This is a genomic window from Mesorhizobium sp. M4B.F.Ca.ET.214.01.1.1 (assembly GCF_004791545.1).
GTDB lineage: Bacteria > Pseudomonadota > Alphaproteobacteria > Rhizobiales > Rhizobiaceae > Mesorhizobium > Mesorhizobium abyssinicae.
Map to the genome: position 1 here is coordinate 1 of NZ_SRUX01000348.1, position 278 is coordinate 278.

General features: G+C 57.2%; 1 pseudogene. It reads right to left on the reverse strand.

From position 1 onward, the window contains the following. Window positions 1-107: 107 nt before the first annotated feature. Window positions 108-278: pseudogene (locus EN857_RS34525) on the reverse strand (microcin ABC transporter ATP-binding protein); the annotation flags it as partial.

Sequence of the window (278 nt, forward strand, 5' to 3'; positions counted from 1 at the left end):
CTGCCATGGCAATCAATCCGTCTCTGCGTCACATACCCAGCAACATGGGTCGCCATTTTTCGCGAAGCAACAGAAAAATCATTGCCTTAACAGAAACACCACGCGGCCTACTGGCTAATCGCCTTCGTTTTCACGGCCTCGATGTGGAAGGCAGCCGCCAGGAGCGCCCGGGTATAATCCTGCTGTGGACTGGCGAAGATTTCCGCCGCCGGGCCGCTCTCCACCACCTTGCCGTGACGCATGACGATCAGGTCGTTGGCAAGTGCCTTCACCACCTT